This is a genomic window from Azospirillum sp. INR13 (genome assembly GCF_015390205.1).
Classification (GTDB): Bacteria; Pseudomonadota; Alphaproteobacteria; order Azospirillales; family Azospirillaceae; genus Azospirillum.
This window is the reverse complement of record NZ_VUOI01000004.1, coordinates 237,936-243,935: the sequence shown is the minus strand read 5'-3', so window position 1 is coordinate 243,935 and position 6,000 is coordinate 237,936. Positions and strand designations below refer to the sequence as shown.

Annotated in this window: 2 protein-coding genes and 2 pseudogenes; all 4 read right to left on the bottom strand. The window is 64.3% G+C overall.

What is annotated here, in order from left to right:
* Positions 1 to 1,097, bottom strand: a 1,097-nt coding sequence (locus F1643_RS05685; protein ID WP_194911645.1) for a SpoVR family protein, incomplete at its 3' end; no start/stop codon positions are given.
* A gap of 66 nt (positions 1,098 to 1,163) precedes the next feature.
* Positions 1,164 to 2,456, bottom strand: a pseudogene (locus F1643_RS05680) (YeaH/YhbH family protein).
* 147 nt (positions 2,457 to 2,603) lie between these two features.
* A pseudogene (locus tag F1643_RS05675) lies at positions 2,604 to 4,553 on the bottom strand (PrkA family serine protein kinase).
* Between the two features lie 939 nt (positions 4,554 to 5,492).
* Positions 5,493 to 5,915, bottom strand: coding sequence for a response regulator (locus F1643_RS05670; RefSeq protein ID WP_370540480.1), 423 nt, complete (start codon positions 5,913 to 5,915; stop codon positions 5,493 to 5,495).
* Positions 5,916 to 6,000 lie beyond the last annotated feature (85 nt).

The following is a 6,000-nucleotide window of genomic DNA, read 5'->3' as shown; positions in this document are numbered from 1 at the left end:
GGCGAGGTCGGGAACCACTGGCGGTCCTCGTCGGTCGGCGTCTCGGCGATGCGGGCGATGTCCTGCATCATCGCGAAGCCCAGCGCGTAGGGGTTCAGGCCGGAGAAGCGCTTGTCGTCGAACTCCGGCTGGAACACGACGGACGTGTGCGAATGCAGGAACTCCAGGAAGGCGCCTTCGCTGATCTGGCCGGTCTCGTGCAGGCGGCTCATGATCTGGTAATGGACGTAGGTGGCGCAGCCCTCGTTCATCACCTTGGTCTGTTTCTGCGGATAGAAATACTGCGAGATATGGCGGACGATGCGCAGAAGCTCGCGCTGCCAATGCTCCAGCCGCGGCGCCTTCTTCTCCAGGAAATAGAGGATGTTCTCCTCCGGCAGACCCAGCAGCTTCTTGCGCTCCGACACCGACTTGGCCGGGCGCGGGCCGGCGGCGGTCTTGGGCACCGTGCGCCACAGGTCGTTGAAGGTCTGGTCCTGGTATTCCTGCCGCTCGCGCTCGCGCCGCTGCTCGGTCCGGAGATCCGAGCGCTTCTTCGGATACTTGTGCACGCCCTGGCTCATCAGCGCGTGGGCGGCGTCCAGCACCCGTTCCACCGCGGCATGGCCGTAGCGTTCCTCGCAATGGGAAATGTAGGTCTTGGCGAATTCCAGATAGTCCAGGATTCCCTGGGCATCGGTCCATTGCTGGAACAGCTGGTTGTTCTTGAAGAAATGATTGTGGCCGAAGGCGGCGTGGGCGATCACCAGCGTCTGCATCGTCATGGTGTTCTCTTCCATGATGTAGCTGATGCAGGGGCTGGAGTTGATGACGATCTCGTAGGCCAAGCCGCGATAGCCCTTGCGGTACATCATCTCGTCGCGGGCGAAATGCTTGCCGAAGGACCAGTGCTTGTACATCAGCGGCATGCCGATGGACGAATATGCGTCGAGCATCTGCTCGGCGGTGATGACCTCGATCTGGTTCGGATAGACGTCGAGGCCCATCTCCTTCAGCGCGATGTGCTCGATGGCGTCGTAGACGCGCTTGATCTTGTCGTAATCCCACTCGACGCCGTCATACAGCAGCGCCTCGGGTCTGGTGATCACAGCGGTCATTCTCGATCTCCCCCTGCCGCCCCGGCCCCCCGATATGGGATGGGGCGGTGATTTCCTTACGACCCCTTACGCTCCTGCCTTCTCGCGGGCGAACAGCTCGCGGAAGACCGGGAAGATCTCCCGGCGGGAGCGGACGCGACGCATGGCCAGCGGGCGTTCCGGGCTCTGCACCTGCTTGTAGGTGCGCCACAGCTCGGTCTCGCGGCCCAGCGCCGACAGGCCCATGTTGTGTTCCGCCGCCACCTCGATGTAGGCGAAATACTGGCACATCGGCAGGATGACGTCGCGCAGCAGGGTCGCCGACTTGGCGTTGTCCGACGACATGTTGTCGCCGTCCGACGCCTGGGCGGCGTAGATGTTCCATTCGCTGTCCGGGTAGCGCTCCTGCACCACCTTCTGCATCTCCTCCAGCGCGGTCGACACCACCGTGCCGCCGGTCTCGGTGGAGTAGAAGAAGGTTTCCTCGTCCACCTCCTTGGCCTCGTGGGTGTGGCGGATGAAGACGATGTCGACCGACCGGTAGCGCGCCGCAGGAACAGGTACAGCAGCATGAAGAAGCGCTTGGCCAGATCCTTCATGTGCTCGGTCATCGACCCCGAAACATCCATCAGGCAGAACATCACCGCCTGGGCGATCGGCTTCGGCACCGACTCGAAGCGGTTGTAGCGGACGTCGATCGGGTCGATGAAGGGGATGCGGCGGGACCGCAGGACGATGTGTTCCAGCTGTTCGCGCAGCGCCTGGATCTGCGCGGCATCCTCGCCGGCCTCCTCCGCCTCGCGCAGCATCTCCTCAAGCTCGCGGATCTCGTCACGCTTCGGGCGCTTCAGCGCGATGCGGCGAGACAGGCTGTTCCGCATGGTGCGGACGAGGTTCAGGTTGGCGGGCGACCCCGACACCGAATAGCCGGCCCGCGTCAGCGAGTGCGATTCCGACTGCTTGACCTTCTGCTTCACCAGATCGGGAAGCTCCAGATCCTCCAGGAAGATGTCCAGGAACTCGTCGCGCGACAGGACGAAGCGGAACTCGTCCTCGCCCTCGCCGTCGGCGCTGCCTTCGCTGCCGCGGCCGCCACCGCCGCCGTCCGGGCGCTGGATGGTGTCGCCTTCCACATATTCCTTGTTGCCGGGCACGACATAATCGCGCACCCCGCCCTGGGACGCGCGGTGGAAGGACGGTTCGCGCACGCCGCCGGCGGCGATCGTCACCTTCTCGCCGTTCTCGATATCCTGGATGCCCCGTTTGCCCGAGGCGTCGCGGACCGCCTTGACCACCTGCCTCCTTGGCACGGCGCAGGAAGCGCTGGCGGTTGGCCAGGCTCTTGCCCTGCGGGTTCAGGCGACGGTCGATGATGTTCATCAAGGGGCTGGCCCTCCCACCCGTTTCGTCACGCGGCCTTCGAACTCTGACAGCATTCTATGACAGTGGGGTTGCCGCGGGGCGTTGCAACACCCCGCCCCGCGGCAATTAAGAACCCCCGCAGCCTCCTGAAGCAGCCTACCGAACTCAGCCCGCCTGCTTCACCCGCATGTACCACTCGACCAGGCGGCGGACCTGCCGCTCGGTGTAGCCGCGCGTCATCATGCGGGTGACGAACTCGGTGTGCTTCTTCTCGGTCTCGCCGTCCTTCTTCGAGCCGAAGCTGATCACCGGCAGCAGATCCTCGACCTGACTGAACATCCGCTTCTCGATGACTTCCCGGATCTTCTCGTAGGAGGTCCAGGACGGGTTGCGCCCCGCATTCGCCGCCCTCGCCCGAAGGGCGAACTTGACCACCTCGTTGCGGAAGTCCTTCGGGTTGGCGATGCCCGCCGGCTTCTCGATCTTGGTCAGCTCCTGGTTCAGCAGCTCGCGGTTCATCAGCTGGCCGGTGTCGGGATCCTTGAAGTCCTGATCCTCGATCCAGGCATCGGCATAGTCGACATAGCGGTCGAACAGGTTCTGGCCGTAGTCGGAGTAGGATTCCAGATAGGCCTTCTGGATCTCGTTGCCGATGAACTCGGCATAGCGCGGGGCGAGTTCGGCCTTGATGAACTCGACGTATTTCTTCTCCGTCTCCTCCGGGAACTGCTCGCGCCGGATCGCCTGTTCCAGCACATACATCAGATGGACCGGATCGGCCGAGATCTCCGTCGAGTCGTAGTTGAAGGTCGAGGCGAGCACCTTGAAGGCGAAGCGGGTGGAGATGCCGCCCATGCCCTCGTCGACGCCGCCCTGGTCCTTGTACTCCTGCATCGACTTGGCCTTGGGATCGGTCTCCTTGACGCTTTCGCCGTCATAGACCCGCATCTTGCTGTAGACGCTGCTGTTGGGATGCTCGCGCAGGCGCGACAGCACCGAGAAGCGGGCCAGCATCTCCAGCGTCGCCGGGGCGCAGGGCGCCGTCGACAGATCGGAGCCGTTGACCAGCTTCTCGTAGATCTTCTGTTCCTCCGCCACCCGCAGGCAGTAGGGGACCTTGATCACGCAGATGCGGTCGATGAAGGCTTCGTTGTTCTTGTTGTTCTTGAAGGTCTGCCACTCCGCCTCGTTGGAGTGGGCCAGGATCACGCCCTGGAAGGGGATGGCGCCGATGTTCTCGGACCCGACATAGTTGCCCTCCTGCGTCGCGGTCAGCAGGGGGTGCAGCATCTTGATCGGCGCCTTGAACATCTCGACGAATTCCAGCATGCCCTGGGTCGCCCGGTTCAGGCCGCCGGAGAAGCTGTAGGCGTCGGGATCGTTCTGGCTGTAGATCTCCAGCTTGCGGATGTCGACCTTGCCGACCAGGGACGAGATGTCCTGGTTGTTCTCGTCGCCCGGCTCGGTCTTGGTCACGCCGATCTGGCGCAGCTTGCTGGGATGCAGCTTCACCACCTTGAAGCGGTTGATGTCGCCGCCGAACTCGTCGAGGCGCTTGACCGCCCACGGGCTCATCAGCCCGGTCAGGCGGCGCTTGGGAATGCCGAAGCGTTCCTCCAGCTCGTCGCCGATCTCGTCCGGGTTGAACAGGCCGAGCGGGCTTTCGAAGATCGGGCTGATCTCCTTGCCCGGCCTTCAGGACATAGATCGGGCATTTCTCCACCAGCGACTTCAGCCGCTCGGCGAGAGAGGATTTGCCGCCGCCGACCGGGCCCAGCAGGTAGAGGATCTGCTTGCGCTCTTCCAGCCCCTGCGCCGCGTGCCGGAAGAAGCCGACGATCCGTTCGATCGTCTCCTCCATGCCGTAGAACTCGGAGAAGGCGGGGATAGACCTTGATGGTCCGGTTCATGAAGATGCGGCCCAGGCGCGGGTCGCGGGCGGTGTCGACCACCTCCGGTTCGCCGATGGCGGCCAGGATCCGTTCGGAGGCCGAGGCGTAGGACATGGGGTCGTCGCGGCCACAGCTGGAGATAGTCCATCAGGGACATCTCGGTCTCGCGGCGGGTCTCGTAATTCTGCGTGTAGCGCGTGAACAGTTCGTCGGCCGGGAACATTCGTCGCTCCGTCTTATCTGGTCCGATGCGCCGGGGCGCCGCCGGTGGCTGCGGCGGCAGGCCGCGGCGCATGCCGCGATCCAAGGGGCACTCCAGGGAAGACGCGGACCTCGTCGGGTCACAGCCTCCCCGCTCAGCGGTAGAAGCCAGCGGTCTGGTGTAAGGAACGGTCCTGTGAAGGCCGGGAGCCGTCCGTCCTGAGACGCGCCAACCCCGAACGAGTCATTTTTGAATGTAATGCTCCACCTAGAGCTTTCCAGGCACTCAGGCTCCATAGCCGGAAAGCCCGCCGTGGAGCCGGCCTCTGCCATAGGACCTAGGTCCCACGGCCAGTGTTGGTGCGGCGAGCGCACCCGTTCAATCTGCGCGCGTATCGGCCGCGCGTGCGGAAGGTTCGGCGCAAGAAAAAAGACAGTATCGGAGAGAGACGGCGTGAAACCGGCGGCAATCGTCGTTGCCCGTCCAGTCGGGGAGAGTAGCCCTTCGAGATTCGACCCGCTGCGGTTCGATCGGGCGCTCTTGATCACGCCATCGGCCTCCTCAGGAAAGCGCGCCGCCTCGACCAAGCACGGCGCAGGGACTTACCGTCGATGCTGAGCTCCAAACCTTAACAAAATCCAGTAAGGGGAATTGCGGTCGGCCTCATCGCATGGCCGGGGCACCGCAACACCTCTTAGAGATCATGTTGCGTCCCAATCGTCCCCATCAACAAGGCGGAAATTGGGTGATGATGGGGCACCCGTTGGGCGCGGTGGATGGTTACCGTTCGATTGCCGAACTGTTTCAAGCACTTGGCAGGCATGCCACAGAATGGGAATTTTTTGGGCATGGGCGGCGCAGGTCGCGGACTGCCGCCGAAGCGGGGCAATCGCAGGTCGTAAAGCGGACTTTCGGACAATAACCCTCAGGCGGGCAACCGTCAGACCGGCAGCACCGCTCTCATCCCATCGGACAGCGCGACGCGCAGGCTGGCCGGGTGACCGGCTTGGCCAGGACCAGCGCGGCACCGCTGGCGCGGGCCGCCGCTTCGCGGTCGCTATCGACGCGGCCGCTCATGAAGACGACCGGCAGGGAACGGCTGCGGGACTCGGGGCTGGCGCGCAGCGCGCGGACGAAGCCGAAGCCGTCCATCGGCTGCATCTCCACATCGCACAGCACCAGATCGGGGGCATGGGCGGCGACGGCTGCCAGCGCCGATTCGCCGTCGGCGGCCTGATGCACCGCCTGGACGCCCAGGGTGCCGAGCATCTTCGCCAGCACCATGCGGGTGAAGGATTCGTCTTCGACCACCAGGACGGACAGGGCGCCGAACGGCGTCTCCGTCTCCTGCGCAGCCGCGCCCTCAGCCGATCGGTTCGCCACCACGCCCCGCCCTTTCGCTGCGCGACCGCCCGGCGGCCGGCGCCGGGGAGTCATTTCGTGACTGAACCTGTGTACGATGGCAACC